Annotated in this window: 16 protein-coding genes; 12 read left to right on the top strand and 4 right to left on the bottom strand. The window is 59.7% G+C overall.

Going from position 1 to position 17,332, the window contains the following annotated elements:
* The 7 genes from EV281_RS17740 to ugpC all read left to right on the top strand — a co-directional run bounded on the left by EV281_RS17740 (position 1) and on the right by ugpC (position 7,252).
* Positions 1-1,029 carry a LacI family DNA-binding transcriptional regulator gene (locus EV281_RS17740; RefSeq protein ID WP_132654651.1) on the top strand — a complete coding sequence of 343 codons (1,029 nt, stop codon included), beginning with the start codon at positions 1-3 and terminating at the stop codon, positions 1,027-1,029.
* A gap of 468 nt (positions 1,030-1,497) precedes the next feature.
* Positions 1,498-1,845, top strand: coding sequence for a hypothetical protein (locus EV281_RS17745; protein ID WP_132654653.1), 348 nt, complete (start codon positions 1,498-1,500; stop codon positions 1,843-1,845).
* On the top strand, positions 1,842-2,999 hold the full coding sequence (locus tag EV281_RS17750) for a Gfo/Idh/MocA family oxidoreductase (RefSeq protein ID WP_132654655.1): 1,158 nt from the start codon (positions 1,842-1,844) through the stop codon (positions 2,997-2,999). The genes EV281_RS17745 and EV281_RS17750 overlap by 4 nt, the downstream gene beginning before the upstream one ends.
* Positions 3,000-3,012: 13 nt before the next feature.
* The gene (locus tag EV281_RS17755; RefSeq protein ID WP_132654657.1) at positions 3,013-3,897 is read left to right on the top strand and encodes a sugar ABC transporter permease; all 885 of its coding nucleotides are present in this window, start codon (positions 3,013-3,015) and stop codon (positions 3,895-3,897) included.
* Positions 3,894-4,751, top strand: a complete 858-nt coding sequence (locus tag EV281_RS17760; protein ID WP_132654659.1) for a carbohydrate ABC transporter permease — start codon at positions 3,894-3,896, stop codon at positions 4,749-4,751. Before EV281_RS17755 ends, EV281_RS17760 begins: the two co-directional genes overlap by 4 nt.
* Positions 4,752-4,826: 75 nt before the next feature.
* The gene (locus EV281_RS17765) at positions 4,827-6,032 is read left to right on the top strand and encodes an extracellular solute-binding protein (RefSeq protein ID WP_132655423.1); all 1,206 of its coding nucleotides are present in this window, start codon (positions 4,827-4,829) and stop codon (positions 6,030-6,032) included.
* A gap of 86 nt (positions 6,033-6,118) precedes the next feature.
* Positions 6,119-7,252 carry a sn-glycerol-3-phosphate ABC transporter ATP-binding protein UgpC gene (gene ugpC / locus EV281_RS17770; protein WP_132654661.1) on the top strand — a complete coding sequence of 378 codons (1,134 nt, stop codon included), beginning with the start codon at positions 6,119-6,121 and terminating at the stop codon, positions 7,250-7,252.
* Between the two features lie 25 nt (positions 7,253-7,277).
* Here ugpC and EV281_RS17775 read toward each other — a convergent pair whose 3' ends face one another.
* Genes EV281_RS17775 through EV281_RS17785 form a run of 3 tightly spaced genes read right to left on the bottom strand, consistent with a single transcriptional unit; the run spans position 7,278 to position 10,370 of the window.
* Entirely contained in the window at positions 7,278-8,378 is a 1,101-nt protein-coding gene (locus tag EV281_RS17775; RefSeq protein ID WP_132654663.1) for a D-TA family PLP-dependent enzyme, read from the bottom strand.
* A 1-nt stretch (position 8,379) separates the two neighbouring features.
* Positions 8,380-9,855 (bottom strand): M81 family metallopeptidase, encoded by a 1,476-nt coding sequence (locus EV281_RS17780; RefSeq protein ID WP_132654665.1) that lies wholly within the window; start codon positions 9,853-9,855, stop codon positions 8,380-8,382.
* A gap of 29 nt (positions 9,856-9,884) precedes the next feature.
* Entirely contained in the window at positions 9,885-10,370 is a 486-nt protein-coding gene (locus EV281_RS17785; RefSeq protein ID WP_132654667.1) for a hypothetical protein, read from the bottom strand.
* A gap of 111 nt (positions 10,371-10,481) precedes the next feature.
* Here EV281_RS17785 and EV281_RS17790 point away from each other — a divergent pair, with 111 nt between their 5' ends.
* The 5 genes from EV281_RS17790 to EV281_RS17810 all read left to right on the top strand — a co-directional run bounded on the left by EV281_RS17790 (position 10,482) and on the right by EV281_RS17810 (position 15,986).
* Positions 10,482-10,868, top strand: a complete 387-nt coding sequence (locus tag EV281_RS17790; protein WP_132654669.1) for a RidA family protein — start codon at positions 10,482-10,484, stop codon at positions 10,866-10,868.
* A 25-nt stretch (positions 10,869-10,893) separates the two neighbouring features.
* Positions 10,894-11,760 (top strand): MurR/RpiR family transcriptional regulator, encoded by an 867-nt coding sequence (locus EV281_RS17795; RefSeq protein WP_132654671.1) that lies wholly within the window; start codon positions 10,894-10,896, stop codon positions 11,758-11,760.
* Between the two features lie 19 nt (positions 11,761-11,779).
* A complete protein-coding gene (locus tag EV281_RS17800) occupies positions 11,780-12,556 on the top strand; it encodes an SDR family oxidoreductase (RefSeq protein WP_132654673.1) in 777 nt (258 codons plus the stop codon).
* A gap of 30 nt (positions 12,557-12,586) precedes the next feature.
* Positions 12,587-14,503, top strand: a complete 1,917-nt coding sequence (locus EV281_RS17805) for a beta-N-acetylhexosaminidase (protein WP_132654675.1) — start codon at positions 12,587-12,589, stop codon at positions 14,501-14,503.
* Between the two features lie 256 nt (positions 14,504-14,759).
* Complete coding sequence (locus EV281_RS17810; RefSeq protein WP_132654677.1) at positions 14,760-15,986, top strand: MFS transporter; 1,227 nt, start codon at positions 14,760-14,762, stop codon at positions 15,984-15,986.
* Between the two features lie 109 nt (positions 15,987-16,095).
* Here EV281_RS17810 and EV281_RS17815 read toward each other — a convergent pair whose 3' ends face one another.
* Complete coding sequence (locus EV281_RS17815; RefSeq protein WP_132655425.1) at positions 16,096-17,088, bottom strand: LacI family DNA-binding transcriptional regulator; 993 nt, start codon at positions 17,086-17,088, stop codon at positions 16,096-16,098.
* Positions 17,089-17,332: the final 244 nt, after the last annotated feature.

A 17,332-nucleotide genomic window follows, 5' to 3' on the forward strand; every position in this document is an offset into this window, starting at 1 on the left:
ATGACTGATCGTTCCGCTCCTACTCGACATGAACGATCGGCGACCGTTGCGGATGTCGCGCGTCTCGCCAATGTCTCGACAGCTGCGGTCTCATTTTACTTCAGTGACCGGGCGGAACATTTGAAACGCGTCGGAGCGGAAGCGCGGGAACGCATCCGTGCTGCCGTCGACGTGCTGGGTTATGTACCAAACAAGACCGCCCGGCATCTGCGTCGCCTCAAAAGTGAGCGGCTCTGCATCATCCTTCCGAAGCTTGGCATTCCCTATGCCGATAAGATGATCCAGGATCTCGGTCGCGCTGCCGTCGCAAGCAGTCTGCTGCCGATCGTATCAACCGCCTCAAGCGTAGCTGAACTGCAGAAGGTGCTGGGTGAAGTTGAAGCCGGTCTGGCTGATGGTGTTGTCGCCGATGTCGGCTATCTCACCGAAGAGGAGGTCGAGGAGGTCTTCAGCGGACTTACCAGAAAATGTCTGGTCATCCACGCAACGGCCCGCCCATCGTCTTTCAGCGTGCTGAACAACGGCCTCGTATCCGCCCTCGAAGCGGCATTCGACGCGCTGCTCGCCAAGGGCCACAGGGATTTCACCTATATTCAGAACGCAGGTGCGGATGAAAACCCACGGCTCGTCGCTATGTTGAATAGTGCTGAACGCGCCGGTGTCTCCGTCAGCATCAAGGCGATGTTGGGAGCCGAAAGCCGGGCCGCGGCTGCAAGCTGTGCCCAGGACATTGCGAAGATGCGGAAACGGCCGACCGCCGTCCTGCTGGAATCCGACTTTACGGCCGTGACGGTTATCGAGGAATTCGCGCGGCTTGGCGTCAAGGTTCCGACCGACATTGCCGTCGTCGGCTGCGGCAATGCGGAGGAGGGCTACTATTGCCAGCCACGTCTTTCGACGATCGGCCCGGAATGGTTGCCGCTGGAGGAAGCCGGCCAATATCTCATCGACTGCCTCTTAACGAACGAGCCATCTTCACCGAAGCGTTTTTTCACACCGTGGCGCTTTATCCCGAGGGAGAGCTGCTGATCCGCTGAGCGCCTGTGGGGAGTGCATCTCTTCCACCTCCAAATCCAGTTGGATAGCGGCAGAGATGTCGGAGTAGCCGCCAGGGGTCGACTAGTTTGGACGTGAGCAATGAGTGAATGCTGCTCGGCTGCCGGCCTGATCTGGTCGCGCCACGTCAGCCAGGACTGACACGAGCCGGCACCGCCGGAGAGGCGGGGCCTTCCGAAACATGGGCTTCGGAGCCGGTATCGAAGCCGCTTCCAGCCTTCTTGCGGATGCGGGGCCGACGTGTCTGGCCATCGATGATGGCAAGCGGCCACGTCCCTTGAGGGCGCGGATTTACCTCTCTGACTTTCCATTTTGCGCCCTCCGTTCCGCCGTCGAGGACATCGCGGCACCCCCAATTTTGCCTGCGCCGCAGGCAGCACAGCAAAAATCGATTCCTCCGCGCGCGGCGGCCGCGTTGGCGAGGATTCCAACAGGAACAGAATGGTTGATCCTGCCGCTATCGATACTGTCGAATATCTTCATCGTGGTGACATTACCGCGCGTCGCTCTGAACTGACTGAAGGGATTAGGGTGCATTTCCAGGAAGAAGGGCGGCCATCCGTGGGGCGAGCTTGCTTGTCCTGCCCAGGAACACTTCTCACGCGAAAGGCGCTGGTGCTTGTGCCGCTGCACGTCTTACTTGCGTCTCGCCGCAAAATAACGCTTACATCATCGATGATGAAAATTAATTTCATCATTTACGCTCTAACCCCATTTTTAGTTGACGGGCTTCGTTTTTTGTCCCAACTTGAAGAAAATAAATTACGAGTTGGGAACATTTTGGCATGAGAGTGGGAATCATTGGGCTAGGCTTCCGGCTCGGCTATCTTGGCCATGTTTTCAAAACTATCGACAACAGCTTCGAGATTGTCGGCTACTTCGATCCCGACCCTGCGGGACTTCCCGGACTGACGGAAAAAGGCATCCCCGTCGGCAAGGCTTATGACTCGCCGCAAGAGCTCCTCGCTTCAGAAAAGCTCGATCTCCTGATGATCGGCTCTCCCAACCACATGCATCTCGATCATATTCGCCTCGGTCTCGAGGCTGGCCTCAAGGTCTTCTGCGAAAAGCCGATCGTTACGACAATCGGCGAGAGCATCGAACTTGCTCATCTGATGGCGAAGTTCGGCCATGAGCGGCTGATGGTCGGTCTCGTGTTGCGCTACTCACTGCTTTACAAGGATCTGCGCGCCATTCAGGCCGCAGGCAAGCTCGGCCATATCGTTTCCATCGAAGCCAGCGAACATATCGAGCCCTATCACGGCGCCTTCTTCATGCGAGACTGGCGCCGCTACGAGCGCTATTCCGGCAGTTTCATGCTGGAAAAGTGTTGCCACGATCTCGACCTTTACAATGGTATCGTCGGCGCCCGCCCCGAACGCGTTGCAAGTTTCGGCGGCCGCAAGAGCTTTATCCCCGCCAACGACCCGACGCGCGAAGGTATCAACGATCTGGAGCTCTTCCACCGCAAGCCGAGCGGCTGGATGGGCTCGGACAAGGTATTCGACAGCGATGCCGACATCATCGATTACCAGGTGGCAATCGTCGAATACGCCAATGGCGTCGGCATGAATTTCCACACCAATCTGAATGTTCCAGACCAGTTCCGCCGCTTCGCCATCATGGGCTCGCGTGGAATGGCCGAAGGCGATTTCGTCCGCGGCTATCTCGACGTCCACGAACAGCTGACCGGCAACAAGATCGTCGAGAACAAATATGCCGCGACCGAGCTGTCGCAGCACTATGGCGCCGACGAGCAGATGGCAGCCGATATTCTGCAAAGCGTGCGCACGGGGTCGGAACTTCCGGTTTCCACGCTCAACGCATTGGAGGCAGGCATCCTGGCGCTCGCCATGGACGAAGCTCGCATGAAAAAGGCCGTAATCGACCTTCGTCCCATCTGGGACCGCTTCGACGAGGCGCTTCACTCAAGAGCAGCCTGAGGAGACCGGCAAGATGAGTGCCCAGAAAAGTGCCGTCATCTTCGCCTGCATTCTTCTCCTTCCAGCTGTCTTTTACGTGGCCGCGATCGTCGCCTATCCGCTCGTCGATACATTCATCCTGTCGTTTACGGATGCATCGCTGCGCAAGGTGACGAACTGGGTCGGCTGGGCCAATTACGAGAAGATCTTCAACGCCACCTTCGTGCAAGTTATCGCCCGAACCTTCATCTGGACCTTCTTTTCGGTCGCCCTGAAGATGATCATCGGCACGTTCGGCGCCGCAATGCTGAATGCCGCCGTGCCGGGGCGGTCGCTGTTTCGTCTGCTGACCATGCCGCCATGGATCGTGCCGATGGCCATCGGCATCTTTATGTGGGGCTGGATGTATAATGGCCAATTCGGAATGATCTCCGGATTGCTGCAGCGTTTCGGCCTCGTCGATGGTCCGGTCGCCTTCCTCGCCTATGGCAGCACCGCCTTCTGGGCGACGATCGTCACCGACGTCTGGATCGGCGTGCCGCTGGTGACGATCTACTTCCTCGCCGCGATCCAGTCGATCCCAAAGGACCTCTACGAAGCGGCATGGACCGACGGCGCCGGCCGCTGGTACCGGTTCCGCCGCATCACGCTGCCGCTGATGGTTCCGGCGATCATCACGATGTCGATGCTGTCGCTGATCGCGACCTTCAATTCTTTCGACATCATCTGGATCCTGACACAAGGTGGTCCAAGCGGCGAAACGACGACGATGATCATCGACACCTATCATACGGCGATCGGTTCGAAGAAATATGGCGAAGGGGCAGCGCGCGCGGTGCTGATCTGCATCTTCCTGTCGCTCTTCTGCTTTGTCTATTTCCGTGTCACCCGCCGCCTCAACCCGGAGAAGCGCGCATGAGCAGCCGTCCCATGATCGATCGCTACAGCTGGTGGGAAATCATCCTCATCTATTGCGGCATAGCGCTCTTCCTGTTCTTCGTGCTGTCGCCCTTCGTCGAAGGCTTCCTGGTGTCGCTAAAGCCGCTCGCCCAGCTCTTTTCCTCGCCCTATCGTTTCTGGCCGGAAAACGGCTCGTTCGAAGCCTACCGGACCATGTGGATCAGCGTGCCAGGCTTCGGTCGCTACATCTTCAACTCGTTCTTCATCTCGATCATCGTCACTGTCATCGTTCTCTGCCTCGTCATTCCGGCGGCCTATGCCTTCGCGAAATTCGAGTTCAAGGGCATGGGCATCCTGCTCGGCGCCTTCCTTACGGTAAACATGTTTTCCGGCGCCGTTCTGCTCATCCCGCTCTTCCGGCTGATGCGCAGCATGGGCGTGCTGAATACCTATCTCGCCATGATCGTCCCGGGCGTCGCTTTCCTGATCCCCTCGGCGATCTGGCTGCTGCGTACCTATATGATCCGCATCCCACAGGAACTCAACGAAGCCGCTTACATGGACGGCGCCAGCCATTTCTATACGCTGCGCCGCGTCATTCTGCCCATTGCGATGCCGGGGATTATCGTCGTCGCGATCACTACCTTCATCGGCGCCTATGCCCAGCAGTTCATCTTCGCGCTGACCTTCAACTCGAAGACCGAATACATGCCCCTGCCGGTGGGACTCTTCGCTTACTTCGGCAAGCAGGAGGTCATCTGGAACGAACTGATGGCGGCCTCCTTCGTCGGCATCGCGCCGGCGATGATCGTCATCTTCTTCCTTCAGCGCTATCTCGTCGGCGGGCTGACCGCCGGTGCGGTGAAACAATAAGACCAACAATAAGAGTGAACAGCTAACACAGAGAATGGGAGTAACGACGTGAGCATTACCATCAAGACAGGCCTTATGGCGCTCGCCCTGCTTGGTTCGACAGCGTTGACTGCGGTCACGGCCCAGGCAGCCGACAAGGAAATCAGCTGGATCTATTGCGGCGACACGATCGACCCGATCCACACCAAATACATCAAGGAATGGGAATCCAAGAACGCCGGCTGGAAGATCGCGCCGGAAGTCGTCGGCTGGGCCCAGTGCCAGGACAAGGCGACGACGCTGGCTGCCGCCGGCACGCCGGTCGCCATGGCCTATGTCGGCTCGCGCACCCTGAAGGAATTCGCGCAGAACGACCTCATCGTTCCCGTTCCGATGACGGACGACGAAAAGAAGGGCTACTATCCGCACATCGTCGATACGGTCACTTTCGACGGTAACCAGTGGGGCGTTCCTATCGCCTTCTCCACCAAGGCGCTTTACTGGAACAAGGATCTCTTCAAGCAGGCCGGCCTCGACCCGGAGACGCCGCCGAAGACCTGGGCTGAAGAAATCCAGATGGCAAAGACCATCAAGGAAAAGACCGGCACTCCGGGCTTCGGTCTTTCTGCCAAGACCTTCGACAACACGATGCACCAGTTCATGCATTGGGTTTACACCAACAATGGCGCCGTAACCGACGCTGAAGGCAAGATCACGCTCGACAGCCCGCAGATCCTTGCTGCGTTGAAGGCATACAAGGATATTTCGGCCTATGCCGAGGAAGGCCCGACCGCCTATGAACAAAACGAGGTCCGCGCCATTTTCCTTGATGGCAAGGTTGCGATGATTCAGGCAGGCTCCGGTGCTGCCTATCGTCTGAAGGATACGAAGATCAACTGGGGCGTCGCCACACTGCCGCTCGGTCCGGATGCCAAGGGTCCGGGCACGCTGCTGATCACTGACAGCCTTGCGATCTTCAAGGGCTCGGGCGTCGAGGACAAGGCGATCGAATTCGCCAAGTACATCACCTCGCCAGACATCCAGGGTGAATACGAACTGCAGGGGGGCGCAGGCCTCACCCCGCTGCGTCCGTCCAAAAAGGTCGACGAATTCGTCGCCAAGGATCCTTTCTGGAAGCCGTTCATCGAGGGCATCAGCTATGGTGGTCCTGAGCCGCTCTTCACCGACTACAAGGGTTTTCAAAACTCGATGATCGAGATGATCCAGTCCGTGGTCACCGGCAAGGCCGAGCCCGAAGCCGCGCTGAAGAAAGCTGCCGGCGAGATCGAAGCCTTCAAATAAATCGATCCTGAGGATCGCAGGTTCACGATCTGCGGTCCTCACCGACCAAACTCTTGCGCATTCAGGCCGGGACCGGAGACAGATTTTTGGGACAGCTTCAGCTCAATAAGGTTCAAAAATTCTATGGCGACTACGAAGTTCTCAAAGGCGTAGAGCTTGACGTCAAGAACGGCGAATTCGTCGTCTTCGTCGGGCCTTCTGGATGCGGCAAGTCTACGCTCCTGCGCATGATCGCAGGTCTCGACGCGACAAGCAGAGGCGACATCATCATCGATGGCGTCAGGGTCAACGACCTGCCGCCGGTCAAGCGCGGCATCGCCATGGTCTTCCAGTCATACGCGCTCTATCCGCATATGACGGTTTTCGAAAACATCGCCTTTCCGCTGCGCGTCGAGAAGATGGAGGAGGAAAAGCTCAAAGCCAAAGTCGAGAATGCCGCACGCATCCTGCATCTCGACACGCGCCTGCAGCAGAGGCCCGGCATGCTCTCTGGCGGACAGCGCCAGCGCGTCGCGATCGGTCGCGCCATCGTTCGCGAGCCGAAGATCTTCCTGTTTGACGAGCCGCTGTCCAACCTCGATGCCGCGCTTCGCGCCGATATGCGCATCGAACTTGCGAAATTGCACCGGCAGCTGAGGGCGACGATGATTTATGTGACGCACGACCAGGTGGAAGCCATGACGATGGCCGACCGCATCGTGGTCTTGGATGCCGGCAATATTTCCCAGACCGGCGCACCGCTCGAGCTCTACCACAAGCCCGCCAACCAGTTCGTCGCCGGCTTTATCGGCAATCCGAGGATGAATTTCCTTCCCGTGACCTGCACATCCGCAAGCGAGGCGGGCGCGACCATCGACTATCGCGGTCAGACGGCAACCCTGCCGGTGAAGCCCCGCGACGGCATGGTCGGCAAGGTGATGACGCTCGGTATCCGGCCGGAGCATATCCAGCTCGGCGGCGGCGACATTTCGCTGACGGTTACGCCGAGTGTTATCGAACGGCTTGGCGCAAACACCGTGGCCTATGCGGCACTCGGCAGCGAGACGGAGAATTTCTGCGCCATGCTTCCCGGCAGTGTCGGCATCCGTGCGGACGCGCCGGTTGCCGTCGGTATTAACGCTGTTGATTGCCATCTCTTCGACGAGGAGGGGCGCGCCCTCGAACGCCGCGTCGAGCTCACCGATATCGACATGAGCCTTCTGGCTCCTGTCACGGCGTGAACAGCCGTTCCATCCCCGGGATCGGTTACCAGACAAGCCCGCGCGCGGCGACGTCCTCGACGCGCGTAACGACGCCGTTGCGATGGAAGACCATCGTGTCGAACAGGTTCGAAACCACACATGTATGGTTCGGGATGATGAAGAGCTTTTCGCCGATCTCGGGCCGCGCGGCGGTGCAGGCCGAAAGGTCGATGACGCCGTGCTCTTCGGAGAGTGAGGCTATTCTCGCCTCAGGATAGCCGACGACGAGGCCGAAATCCGTAAATCCCTGCAGGTCGGAGGTCAGCGCCTTCGAGCCCGCGTCAATGACGGCGCGATCCGCATTCGGCCGCGACACAACGCTTGCCAGGACGTGCATTGCGCAGTCGTCCTGCGTGCAATGCCCCATCCGGATCATCTGTCGGTCATTGTAGATATAGGTCCCGGCGCGATGCTCCGTCGCCGATTTGACCAGATGCGCCTGAAACAGGCTCGGCGTGCCGCCATTGCTGACGATCGGGCAGCCGACGCCCACTGCCGCCAACTGCTTCAATGTCTCCTGGATGAAAGCTTCGACGGCGTCAGCCGCCTGCGGCTTCGGATAAGTGAGAATGCCGCCGAATACCAGTCCATCGGCAGCAGCGATACGCCGTGCCAGTGCGACAGCTTGCTCCGGCGTCTGGACGCCGCAGCGTGCACCGCCGGTATCGCATTCGACGAGGACGGTGAGCGGTTTGCGGCCGGAAAAATGTGCCGCCAGCCCATCGACCGTCACGTCGCTGTCGGCGACGACCTTGAGAGCCGAAATGCGGTCGTTCAGGGCAGCGAGCCGTTCAAGCTTTGCAGTTCCGACAATGTTGAAGGTGATCAAGATGTCGTCGAAACCGGCTTCGGCAAAGACCTCGGCTTCCGTCACTTTCTGACAGTTGATGCCCTTGGCGCCGGCCGCAACCTGGGCCGCGGCAAGTGCGGGTATCTTATGGGTCTTGATATGCGGGCGGAAATTCAGCCCGTGCTCGTTCATGTAGGACTGGACCCGAAAAATGTTGGCGGCCAGCTTGTTCTCGTCGATGATCGGACGGGGTGTGGAAAGATCTGCGACCCTGTCTCCAGCCTTGGCGACGACGGCAAAGCGGTTGTCATGCATGTCAGGCAGCTCCGCGTGCGGTTCCATGGGGATCGGCCACAATCGGCCAGATGGTCTTCGGCGCCCGGCGATAATGGGTCGTCGCCGGGTTGTTGGGATAGGGTGTTCCTGCCGAACAGTACAGGATTTCAGCAGCGATCTTCGAAAAGGATGCGAAGAAATGGTTGGTCGATTTGATCACCAGGATCTTCTGCTTGGTCGGATCGATGCCCATCACAGAGAACAGACTCGGATCGAAGCTCTGCGCCCGCGTCGAATTGAGAATGACGTCTATGCCGTTCAAAACGATATGGGCCGCATCACCGAAAGGTGCCAGGCTCTCGCCGAACTGCATCTCGGCATTCTTCACCAGTCTGACGACCTTTACCGTGCCGTCGACGGGGTTACCGGTCCCCGGTGCCGACTTTGCGCCGAAGCGCAGCGGAATTTCAGCGCCTTCGCCTGCGGCAAAACAGATTTGAACGGCGATCGGATCCCAGATCGTGCCGATCGCGGCACTCTTGACACCGCGGGCCAGAAGCTCTTCGAGAAGGACAGTGGCATCGCCGGCAGTTCCACCGCCCGGATTGTCCCAAACATCGGCAATGACGACCGGCCAGCTTTTGGCGGCCATCGCCCGCGACACGGCTTCCTTCTCGTCGATCTGCGGCACCATGAAGGTGCCGCGTTTGGAAAACAGCTCCATGCCGAGTTCGCGCGCCAGCGCCGCGCCCTTTTTTGGATTGTCGTCGGTGACGACAAGCAGCTTGGTGCCCATCTCGGGCACATCGCCGACCATGAAGCCGTGGACCACCGAGATCGACAGGATCTCCGGGTCTTCCTTCTCGATCCGCATGATCTTGTCGACGAAGGAGCGCATTGGATCGCGTGAGGTGGGGAAGACATCGATCATGCGGCAGTCGAACACCGAATTCACCGGCTTGACCCGGCCCTCAAGCGCGTCGACGGCAATGCGCCAGAGATCCTCGGCGCGATCGACGAAATCAGTATGCGGGAACTCCTTAAAATAGACGGCGAAATTCAATGCTTCGAGGCGCTTGGCGGTGAGATGACTATGAGGGTCGAGTTCGGCGCAGATCAACACGTCCGGCCCGACGATATCGCGCATGCGGGTCAGGAGGTCGCCTTCCGTATCTTCATATCCTGCAGCCACCATCGCGCCATGCAGGCCCATCACCACTGCGTCAACGGGCATTGCAGCGCGGAGCTGGTCGAGGATTTCGTCTCGCAGCCCTTCATAGGCCTGGCGGTTGACGAGGCCGGCGGGGTCCGCCCAGGCTGCTGTGCCCTCGATCAGCTCCCAGCCTTTTTCAGCGGTGACGCGGCGGCCAACCGTAATCGGCGCAGTGCAGAGGGTCGGCGTTTCCGGATGCTGGCCGGGCGGCGCATAGAGAGACGCTTCGAAAGCGCGGCGATCCACGCAGATCGGGGAAAACGTGTTGGTTTCAGTCGCGAGTGCCGCCGTGAAAATGCGCAAGTGGGTTAGCCTTGTTTCGCGCCGCCGCCTCAACCCATCGGGTTCGGCAGGTAGCCGGTAAATCCGCAAATCTTCCACCGTCCCTCGTGGAGCCTGCAATAATAGAGCGTCTGCCACTGCATGATATCGCGAGTGCCATCACTCTTCGTCAGGCCCCCATCGAACTTCTTGCGGACAAGCGCCATGTCGCCCTCGATCTCGATGTCCTCGAGCGTCGTTGTGGTGAAGATCGCCGTGCGGGTATCCTCGGCAAAGCTCTGCGTCGCAAAGTCCCTTGCCTGCCTCAGCCACTCGTCGCGATAGGCCGAAAGCGTCGGAAATGCGAGGCGCCATTTGTCAGGGCTGACCTCTTTGCGGCCATCGATGCCGATGAAGCCTTCCTCGATGAAATCATCTTGAACCATCGACCAGTCCGCGGTCAGAAAGGCATCGATGTCGCGGGGCACCAGCATCTCCCAGATCGCGTGCCGCGCGGTATCGGAGAGTGGGAAAGGATTTTCGAAAGGATCACGCATATTCCGTCCCCGATTTAAATTCTTTTCATAAACAGCGTTTTTCACTGGTCAAAATCCGCTTTCTATGGTCCCTTGTCAACTTATCAAGAAAATAATTTGCAGGGATCAGGAATGTCCATCAAGCGGTATGGCACTGTTCAGACCGGCGCCGGCGGGAAGCCTTTGCCTTTCGCGCGCGCCGTGGAGGCCGATGGCTGGCTCTATGTTTCCGGCCAGGTGGCCATGGAAAACGGCGAGATCATCGATGGCAATATCGTTGCCCAGACGCATAAGACGATCGCCAATGTGCTCGCCATTCTCGAGGAAGCCGGATACGGGGTCGAGGATGTGGTGCGCGTCGGCGTATGGCTGGACGATCCGCGCGATTTCTGGACCTTCAACAAGATCTATCAGGACTATTTCGGCGCGCATCCGCCGGCCCGCGCCTGCGTCCAATCGTCGATGATGGTGGATTGCAAGGTTGAGATCGACTGCGTTGCCTACAAGAAGAAGAGTTGACTGACGGATCGGCTGGAGGAGCGGCTTGGACATCTTTTCCACATTGCAGGAAGACAGGGCCCGGCTCTCCGCCTCCGAGAGCCGTATCGCCGACATTGTCGTCAACGATTTCGAATTCGCCGTGAATGCCTCGATCATTGAGCTTGCCGAACGCGCGGAGGTCTCGCCACCGACGGTGACACGGTTCTGCCGCCGCCTTGGATGCGAGAGCTTCTCCGATTTCAAGGTGCAGCTCGCCCGCACCGCCCATGTCGGCGTCCGTTACCTGAAGCCGGAATCAAAGAGCAGCGATCCGGCCGATGTCGCCCAGGACATCATCACCAAGGCGCAGAACGCCCTTTTTCTGGTGCATCGCTCGCTGGATTTCGCCGCTATCGAAGCCGCTGTCGCGCAGATCGCCAAGGCGGAGATGATCTATGCCTTCGGTTCGGGCGGCAATTCCTCGATGATCGCCGATGAACTGCAAAACAGGCTCTTTCGGCTTGGCCTGCGCATCACGGCGAGCTCCGACCACGGCATGCAGTTGATGATGGCAGCAGCGGCAAGGTCCGGCGACGTCATCATCGGCTCGTCTTTTTCCGGTCGCAATGCCGAGCTCGTTCGAGCCTTTGCGCTGGCACGCGAAGCCAAGGTCAAAACCATTGCGCTGACCCAGACTGGCAGCGCCGTCGCCAAGGCCGCCGAGATCGTCGTGCCGATCGATATTCCCGAAGGCACGAACATCTACCGCCCGACATCGACGCGCATCGCCTATATCGCGACCGTCGATATCCTGGCGAGCCTTGTCGCCTACGCCGTCCAGCCGAAGGCGACGGTCACGCTGAGGCGCATCAAGCGACAGCTGATCACCCACCGCGACGGCGATGACGATAAGCAACTGCTCGGCGATTGATCAACAGAAGGAAGCAGCAATGACGCGATCAGTGGCCATCGTGACCGGAGCAGCAGGCGATATCGGGGCCGCAATCGCTCGCCGGCTCGCCGACGATCATGATGTTATCGTGCTCGCAGACATCGATCCCGACGCTGCGGCAGCCGTTGCCGGCGCACTCGGACCGGCCGACCGCTTCGTCGTCGTCGAATGCGACGTGACCAGCGAGACAAGCGTTGCGGCTCTTGCCGCGCGCGCCGCCGGGCTCGGCAGTCTGCGCACGCTCGTCAACAATGCTGGTGCTGCCCGCGCCGTCAGCCTGCATGATACGACGCCGGAAATCTGGCGTGCCGACAATGCGCTCAACCTCGAAGCGGCATTTCTCTGTTTTCGCGCCGTCGAAGACCAGCTGAAGGCGTCGCGGGGCTCGATGGTCAATATTGCCTCGGTCAACGGCATGAACGTGTTCGGCCATCCGGCCTACAGCGCGGCCAAGGCCGGACTTTTGCACTTCACCCGGCTGGTCGCCGTCGAATACGGAAAATTCTCCATCCGCGCGAACGCCGTTGCTCCCGGAACGGTGAAGACACAGGCATGGGAGGTCCGTGCTGCCGCCAATCCCAATGTCTTCGAGGATGCCCGCCGTTGGTATCCACTGCAGCGTGTCGTCGATCCGAAGGACGTCGCCAATGCCGTCGCCTTCCTGGCTGGGCCGCAGGCTGCAGCGATCACCGGCGTCTGCCTGCCGGTAGACTGCGGCCTGATGGCCGGCCAGGCCGAGCTTGCCCGTACTTTTTCCCAGTCCGAGCACTATTGAAATCGAAACAGACAACAAGAGGAGCGAGATATGAAGCCGGCCGACTATCGCCTGGAAAGCAGCTGGAACCCTGGTGGCGGACCGCATGGTGCGTTTACTTTCACGCTTTTCAATTTATCCGGTGAGGCACTCTCCGGTTTCAAGCTCGTCTACACCTCCCTCACTCGCGTCATCGATGCCACGGCATGCGGCAACGCCACGTTTCTGAGACGCAATGCCAATTTTCACGAATTCGAGCCGCCGGCCGGGTTGGTCCTCGCCCCCGGTGAAAGCTGGACCTTTACGGTCGCTGGCCTGCATCGCCCGGCGCGCCATTGCACGGACGGCGCCAAGTCCGCCTATCTGACGCTGTCATCCGGAAAGCATGTGCCGGTCGCCGTTTCCGATCTGCTTCTCGAAGGCCGAGTGAGCGAGCCTCCGCCTTCGCTCCTGCCTGAAGGCCGGCTCGACCTGCCCTTTGCCTTGCAGCCGTGGCCTGCCGAGATCGATGCGAAGCCGGGCGATAGTTTTCCGGTCATCCTTTATCCGCAAGGCGCCAGCGCAGACGAATTGTCGGCGATATCGACATGCATTGCCCTGACGCGCCGCCTTTTCGAAAGCGACCATTCGGTTTTCAATCTGGTGGCCTCGCCACAAGGCTGCGCTCTCATTTTCAACTGGGACGCCTCGCTAGACGCCGAAGCCTACCGGCTCACGTTCGCGGCCGATCACGTGACACTTTCCTATTCCGGCTCCGCCGGGCGCCAATACGGATTGACCTCGCTCGCGCAGATGCTGAACGGTGCGCGCGTCACCAATGGCAAATTCCGTTTCCCTGTTTCGGGTACGATTTCCGATCATCCGCGCTATAGCTGGCGCGGCTGCCATCTCGACGTTTCCAGGCAGTTTTATCCGGTTGATGACGTCAAGCGGCTGATCGACATTCTTGCCTGGTTCAAGCTCAACATCTTCCACTGGCATCTGACAGATGACGAGGCCTGGCGGCTGGAGATCAAGGCCTATCCGCAACTGACGACAACAGGCGTGTTGCGAGGTCCGAACGAGCCGCTGCTGCCACAACTCGGCAATGGTGCCGAGCCGGTCGGCGGCTTCTATTCGCAGGACGATGTCAGGGACATCGTCGCGCATGCGAGTTCCCTCAACGTCGAGGTGGTTCCGGAGATCGACATTCCCGGCCACAATGCGGCGACGCTGGTTGCCTTGCCCGATCTGACCGATGGACAGGAGGCACCGGAAAGCTACCATTCGGTCCAGGGTTATCCCAACAATGCGCTCAATCCCGCCGTGCCGCTGACCTACGAATTCCTGGAAAAGGTTTTCGACGAGATGGTCGAGCTGTTCCCTTCATCCTACATCCATATCGGCGGCGACGAGGTGGCGGACGGCTCCTGGCTCGCTTCGCCGCTTGCCAGGAAGCTGATGGCGGAAGAAGGGATTTCCGGCACGTTCGGCCTGCAGTCCTACTTCCTGAAACAGATCAAGACGATGCTCGACAAGCGCGGTCGCAAGCTCGCGGGTTGGAACGAGGTCGCTCATGGCGGCGGGGTCGCTGCGAAGGACAGCCTCTTGATGGCCTGGGAAAATCCGCAGGTCGGCATCGAGCTTGCCGAACAGGGCTATGACGTCGTCATGACGCCGGGCCAGGCCTATTATCTCGACATGGTCCAGGCAGAGGCCTTCCAGGAACCGGGCGCGAGCTGGGCCGGTACGGTACCGCCGGCCCACACCTATGGCTATGAAGCAGCCGGCGAGTTTCCTGACACGTTGAAGCACAAGCTCAAAGGCGTTCAAGCCTGCATCTGGTCGGAGCACTTCCTCTCGCGCGGCTATTTCAACCGCCTCGTCTTCCCGCGCCTTCCGGCAATTGCTGAAGCTGCGTGGACGCCGAAGGCGTCGAAGAATTGGGAGCGTTTTGCAGCGATCGTGCCGCTTAGCCCGAGGCTTTGAGCCGGCAATGACGAAGATGGACGTCGGTAAATGACCGCCGGTCCTTACAAAGGGTTTGGTCGGTCGAGGCATCGAATATCGGCTGAGCGTCCGGTACCGCCGCTTTGCGTTTCCATTGAATCAGGATTTCGGCTACACGCCGCACGCGCGCCTTCCCACCCTCAGGCGCGACCGAGATTGATCTTGACGATCCTTGTGCGGGAACGCTCGTTCCACGTCCGCACCAGGATCGCCTTAAAGCCGGCTGGCGACGATAATGAACAGCTACATTCCCAACGTATTCCGTAATCCTGCAATCCGGGTGAGCATGATCGCCATCTTCACCTTCGGATTTGCTGGAGCGACGACGACCCCCTATCGATCGGTGGTCGGCATCCGCGAGCTCGGCCTCTCGAATGAGCTTTATGCCGCACTGATCTTCGCCGCAGCGGCGGTCAACGTGATCGTCAGCATTCTGCTCGGCAATCTTGCCGACCGGCTCGGTGAGTACCGCACGATGATGCTTGTCGCGGCGGCCTTCGGTGTTATCGGTTATGGCGCGGTCTTCTTCTTTCCGACGCAGGTCATATTTGTCCTCAGCGCGCTTCTGGTGCTGCCGGTTTATGGTTGCCTGAACTCGTTGCTCTTTGCCAATGTCCGAGCTGCAACGCATGGAATGGCACCAGCCGACGTGGCGACCGTCAATTCCGGCGTGCGGGCAATGATCTCGCTTTCCTGGGTCCTGGTTCCTGGACTTACTGGCGTTCTGCTTTCCTCTTCTGCGACGATGCTGCCGGCCTATCTCTTCGCCGCAATTTCCTGTCTCGTCTGTGTGGGGCTCGTCGGCTTCCTATTGCCCCGACAAAGCGGTACGCTTCGCGCAGCTACACACCATCTTTCCTATCTCGCCGCACTTGGCCAGGTGATCTCACCGAAAATTTTTAGCCGGGTCGCGGCCGTTGCGCTGATCAGCAGCACATTGCATGTCAACGACGCCGTCTTCCCGCTCGTCGTAACCGGCGCTGCACGCGGCACCGTCGCCGATATCGGTATTTTAGTCGGAATCGTCGCTCTGCTCGAGGTCGTCTTCATCATTGTCTGGTCGCGTCTGTTGCGCCGCATCAGCCAACTCGCAGCGCTTGCCGCCGGCGCGGTGATCTATGCCGTCTATTTGCTGCTTCTGTCGCTTGCCCACGAGCCGTGGCATGTCTATGCACTCACGGTAATCAGCGGTATCGGCGCGGCGTCGCTGATCTCCATTCCAATCACCTATCTGCAGGATTTGATCGCCGAGCGGCCCGGTCTCGGCAGCGCTCTCATTTCCGTCAATATCTTTCTCAGCGCCGGACTGAGCGCTCTTCTCTTTGCGGTTGGCACAGCCATCACCAGCTATTCCGGCACCGCGGTGGTCAGTGCCCTCTCTGGTCTCATTGGGATCGCTTGGCTGCTATTTCTCGACAGGCGCCGGTGCCAGCAAGGCCTTCTTTCTTCCTCTTCTTCGTGAATTCATTGCTCGTCGCAAATGATGACGGAGGTCGGGAGCTCCCGCTGACCGGCACAATGGCCGAGAGACGTGAGCGAGCATAGACTGCCGGAGGCCGGACCGAGGCACGTCAATCGACCTCAGCCGTCGTGCTGCGAACAACGAGATTGGTCTCAAGCACGCAGCGCTCATCCCGCATGGCGTGGGCCCGCAGCATATCGAGAAGCAGCGACACGGCGACACGGCCGGCCTCTACGGACCGGTTCGAGACCGAGGTGAGTGCCGGGTAGGTGACGGCGCCCAGCACGTCGTCGCAGCCGATGAGGCTGAAGTCACGCGGAACCGAGACCTTGTTTTCGGACAGCCCTGCCAGAACGCCGTGCGCCGTCACGTCGTCGAAGGCGACAGCCGCCGTTGCGCCGGTCGAAAGGATCGCCTTGACAACATTGCGACCGGACTCGTAGCTCGGCAGGGCTGCCGCCACGATCTCGACCTCGATGCCCGCCGGTGCCGCGGCGCTGCGGATCGCATTGCGCCGCTGATTGTTCGACCAGGAATTTGCCGGTCCGCTGACATAGGCGATCTTGCGGTGACCGAGCCTTGCCAGATGGTCGACAGCCTCGCGCACACCTGGGCCACTGTCGATGAGAACGCGGGGAATGCCCTCGATATCGCGATTGATCAGCACGAGCGGCAGCTGCGCAGCATGGGCGCGGATGCGCTCTTCCGAAAGTCGCGAAGACGCCAGCACCAGACCCTCGACCTGGCCGGCAAAGCGCCCCACCAGCTTGTCTTCCTGCTTCGGGCTTTCGCCGGTATTGCCGAGGAAGATGCAGAATTCGGACCGATCCGCTTCGAGCTGGGCGGCCTGAATGAGCGGCGGGAAGAATGGATTGGCGATATCGGGCACGATGAGGCCTATATTTCCGTGGCGCCCCGTGCTGAGCGCGCGGGCCGTATGGTTGGGCACATAGCCCAGGGCCTCAGCGGCCTTCATAATCCGTTCGACGGTCTCCGGCAGCAGCATCTCTGGTCTCGTAAAGGCGCGCGAAACGCTGGATCTTGCGACGCCTGCCGCATCTGCGACCTGACTGATGGTAACGCCCTTGGCACGTTTAATCATGGTCACCGGAAACCCTTGCCCCTCGGCTCCGCTTACCACGAAATTTGGAGCCGCATCAATCAACGCACCGACACTGCCACTCAATCGCTTGACATGCAACCGGTTGCATGGAATTCTGAGGTCAATTAGAACAAAGGGAACATGACCGGACGCCGCCGTTCCTGCGGTCGTGCGACGCTTGCTCCCATCGCCGACATGGAGCCCATTTTGAACGTTGCCACCGCTCACCGTCCGTCGCCGCGAA

The sequence above is a fragment of the Rhizobium sp. BK418 genome (assembly GCF_004341105.1).
Classification (GTDB): domain Bacteria; phylum Pseudomonadota; class Alphaproteobacteria; order Rhizobiales; family Rhizobiaceae; genus Rhizobium.